Annotated in this window: 3 protein-coding genes; 1 reads left to right on the top strand and 2 read right to left on the bottom strand. The window is 65.1% G+C overall.

Translation table 11 applies throughout. The features are described 5' to 3' along the window. Positions 1-66 precede the first annotated feature (66 nt). Together F4Z81_08355 and F4Z81_08350 are read right to left on the bottom strand one after the other, a co-directional pair. Positions 67-1,632 (bottom strand): hypothetical protein, encoded by a 1,566-nt coding sequence (locus F4Z81_08355; protein MXW05058.1) that lies wholly within the window; start codon positions 1,630-1,632, stop codon positions 67-69. Then, positions 1,461-2,267, bottom strand: a complete 807-nt coding sequence (locus F4Z81_08350; protein MXW05057.1) for a glycosyltransferase — start codon at positions 2,265-2,267, stop codon at positions 1,461-1,463. Before F4Z81_08350 ends, F4Z81_08355 begins: the two co-directional genes overlap by 172 nt. Positions 2,268-2,567: 300 nt before the next feature. Here F4Z81_08350 and F4Z81_08345 point away from each other — a divergent pair, with 300 nt between their 5' ends. Next, positions 2,568-3,545, top strand: a complete 978-nt coding sequence (locus F4Z81_08345; GenBank protein ID MXW05056.1) for a bifunctional oligoribonuclease/PAP phosphatase NrnA — start codon at positions 2,568-2,570, stop codon at positions 3,543-3,545. Positions 3,546-3,595 lie beyond the last annotated feature (50 nt).

Genomic DNA, 3,595 nt, shown 5'->3' with positions numbered 1-3,595 from the left:
GTATTATTATTTCCATAAGTTATAAGCCGGAAAAAGTTACAGGCCGAAAAGTTACAGGCCGAAAAGTTACAGGCCGGACCGCACGATGTGCGAGACGTCGGCGATATGGTTTCTTTCCACGCCCCGCATGTCGATGCGGATTCGGTCCAGGCCGCAATCCACCAGCAGCGGCGGGGTTCCCTTCAACCACCGGTCCGCCAGGCCGCCGGGATCGCCGCCCGGCGGGCGTATGGAAACAGCGTATCCGGGCAAGCCGTCGGCGGGGAGGCGGTACGCCGTAAGATACGCCCGGCTTTCGACCACGTCACACGCCGCGCGGAGCCGGCCGTCTTCCGCAAGACGATCGAACAGCTGGCGGGCACGGGCGTCTACATCCTCTTCTGCCGCGGCGAGCATGTGGGCCGCCGGATGGCACGCGAGGTCGCAGGAGCTTTCGGCCAGTTCCGCCAGCCGCGCGTCGAATCCCGCCCTCACGTGCCGGGAGGCCTGCGCCGCCGGCCAGGTGCCGTGCGCTTTCATCCGCGCGATGACCTGTCGTGTCCCGATCAGCAGTCCGCAGGGCGGCCCGCCGATGAGGCCGCCTCCAGCCGCGATGATCAGCGGCGTGCCGGACCGCACGGCATCGGTGACCGAGCGCCTGGCCGCGAACGGGGCGGATGAGACCGGGCGCAACGTCGTATCGCCGGCCAGGTGCAGCACCGTGGCGCCGGATTCCGCTCCGGCCCGGACGATCTCCTCCAGGGCCGCTTCCTCGGTGAAACCTCGAAGGGCGCAGGTGGACGGACGGGCCGTTACGATCAGTGCGGTCCGGTCTCCCATTGCGCGTCCGTAGTCGGACAGGCGGGACTTGTTGGTTGCGCCGGTCTCGATCATCGTGGCGCCGGCGAGCGCGCAGAGCGACACCGGGTTCACGGGCCGATCCTCGTAAGGCGCGTCGATCAGTCCCGCCTGGCTGCGGCCGATGATCACTTCCGCCCGTCCCGCGAGCGCCCGGACCGCAAGGAGGAAGGCGTCGGCGACGGACCGGCAGACCAGTACGTCTTCGGCACCAGTCAAATCGCGCACGAGTCCGGCGGTACGGCCGTCTTCCTCGTAAGCCGCGAGGGTGAGGGCCAGCCTCGAGGCGCTCCCGGCGGCCGTTCCGGCGTAGGGTTCCCGCGCGAGCGGATGGAATACGATACCTGAAGCGTTGATCAGCACCCCGCCCGCCGAATGGGCTTCATCCTCCAGGCGCGCGGCGGCCCGTTCGGCGAAGCGCTCCGGCGCGAATCCGTTCTCTTCCGTTTCCTGGGGACGAAGCCGGATCCGGTCCCGTGCGTCGCGCAGCACCTTCCGAATCGCGGCGTCGATCTGCCCGTCTTCGAACCGCCCGCGCAACGCTTCGATGCGGGATTCGCCTTGCACCAGGCGCACGGAAGGCAGACGGGCGAATTGGCGCTGCAGGGCTTCCTGCCCGGCTTTCATTGGTCCCTCCCTTCCCGGCTCAACGCGGCGAGCGCGGTTTCCGTGCATCGGCCGGTCAGGTGGTCGCCGCCGGCGCGTAGCGCCCGTATTTCCCGGGCGAGCCGGTCCAGGTCGGCGGGACGGTCCACGTCGTGCCAGGACGGGAGTTCGTGGCTTGAAAAACCGCATGTCCGGATAGCCGCCCGGGTCTGCCGCAGCACGCGGCCGGTGCCCCAGTGGATGGATTCGAACAGTCGGTCGTACCGGTCGGCGGGATATCCACGGCGTCTCGGTTTGTCCGGACTGCCGGGACCATTTGGCCCGTCCGGGCCGCCTGGGTCACCCGGTCCGCCCGGTCCGCCCGGACCGCCCAATCCGATCAGGTAGTAGCCTCCATCGTCGGCCGGACCGAGCACGACGTCGTGCCGGTCCAGTGCCTCGAACGCCTCTTCGATGTAATCCCGGGGCAGGAGGGGGCTGTCACCACCCAGCACGACGGTCTTTTCCCATCCCTCCTGCCGGAAGGCCGAGAAGGCGTTCGACAACCGTTCGCCGAGATGGCTGCCCCGCTGACGGAGCCAGTTCACATCGTGATCACCCGGACAGCCCAGGGCGTTTAGGAGTTCCGCCCGTCCGTCATCGGGCGTCCAGGCCACGAAGAGAGATACGCCGTCCGTCCGCTGGGCCAGGTGCAGCGTGTCCAGGATGAAGGCGCGGTAGAGTTCCGCGGCCTCGTCCATCGTTATGCTCGGCGTCAACCGGGTTTTCACGGTCCCTGGTCTCGGAGCTTTCATGAACAGGACGAGGGCGTTCGACATGGGCATGTGCCGATCGGAAGACTTTGGGGAAGACCTGGTCTGCCGGAAGGTGGCAAGGCGTTGAAGCCGGAGTTCTCCCTGGATTCCATGCAAACTATTGACTGGCCGGCGGTCTGTCAATTAAAACACTTATTTATCAACCATTTAACTCGTACACCATCCGCTCAGGATCAACAATAAACCTTGACATGAAGGGCGGCTGATCTTTATTTTCGACGTTTCTTACCAACACGCCGGATCACCCGATTCGGCGGACCCAGGCGGAATAAAAAGACGCTAAGCGCCGCCGGGACCGATCCATGGAAGATGGTTATGTGGGATGAAGTCAAGGCAGTCATCGCATCGAACCAGTCCTTCGTGATCTCCAGCCACGTTAATCCCGACGGGGATTCGATCGGATCGGCCCTGGGGGTCTACGAGTGTCTGAAGGTGCTGGGGAAGGACGCCGTCGTCGCCATGAACGACGCAATCCCAGCCGCTTATACCTGGCTGGATCCCGACGGTGAAATTCTCGCGCCCGCTTCGGAGGATGAGATCGGGCGATTCGCCGACGCGGATGTTGTCGTCGTCGTGGACGCCAACGGCTGGGACCGGCTGGGGCGATTGCGGCAGCCGTTGGAGGAATCGGCGGCGGTAAAGATCGTGATCGACCACCACCCCTATAGTGAATTGATCACGCCGCTGTCGGTGATCGATACGAAGGCGTCCTCAACAGCCGAACTGGTTTACGATCTGATCGACTCGATCGGCGCACCGCTCACGTCGAGGGCGGCGGACGCGTTGTACACGGGTATCCTGACCGATACCGTGTCGTTCCGCTTCGCCAGGAGCGCGCCGTGCGCCCATATCGTCGCGGCCAAACTCCTCTCCACGGGCGTCGACCCGTCCCGGGTCTACGACCAGATCTACAACCGGAACACGGGTGCCCGAACCCGGCTCATGGGCCGCGCGCTCTCCAATATACAGTTTACAGGACGCGGCCGCGTCGCCTGGCTTACCGTAACGCGGTCCATGATTGAGGAGACCGGCGCCCGGTCGTCGGATACGAGCGGGTTTGTTGACGTGACCATGACCATCGCCGGAGTCGAGATCGGGATCATATTCGTGGAAGGCAAGGAAGGTACCGTCCAGATCAGCCTGCGGTCCCGGCCGAAAACCGACGTCAACCAGGTCGCCGTGGCCCTGGGTGGCGGTGGCCACAAGAACGCCGCGGGCGTCACGTTCAACGGCACGCTTGAAGAAGCCGTCGGGACCGTGACGGAAGCGGCAGTCAGAGCGCTATAGCCTGTAGGCCGCCGCGCGCCGACGAGGCAGTCAGAGCGTTATAGCCTGTA

The organism is Gemmatimonadota bacterium, from assembly GCA_009835325.1.
Lineage (GTDB): Bacteria > JAAXHH01 > JAAXHH01 > JAAXHH01 > JAAXHH01 > JAAXHH01.
This window is presented reverse-complemented; position numbering and strand designations above follow the sequence as displayed.

What these genes read in the sequence shown, in the direction of transcription:
- F4Z81_08355 (MXW05058.1), bottom strand. Translation starts at nt 1,632, where the DNA reads ATGCGGTTTTTCAAGCCACGAACTCCCGTCCTGGCACGACGTGGACCG.
- F4Z81_08350 (MXW05057.1), bottom strand. Translation starts at nt 2,267, where the DNA reads ATGCCCATGTCGAACGCCCTCGTCCTGTTCATGAAAGCTCCGAGACCA.
- F4Z81_08345 (MXW05056.1), top strand. Translation starts at nt 2,568, where the DNA reads ATGGTTATGTGGGATGAAGTCAAGGCAGTCATCGCATCGAACCAGTCC.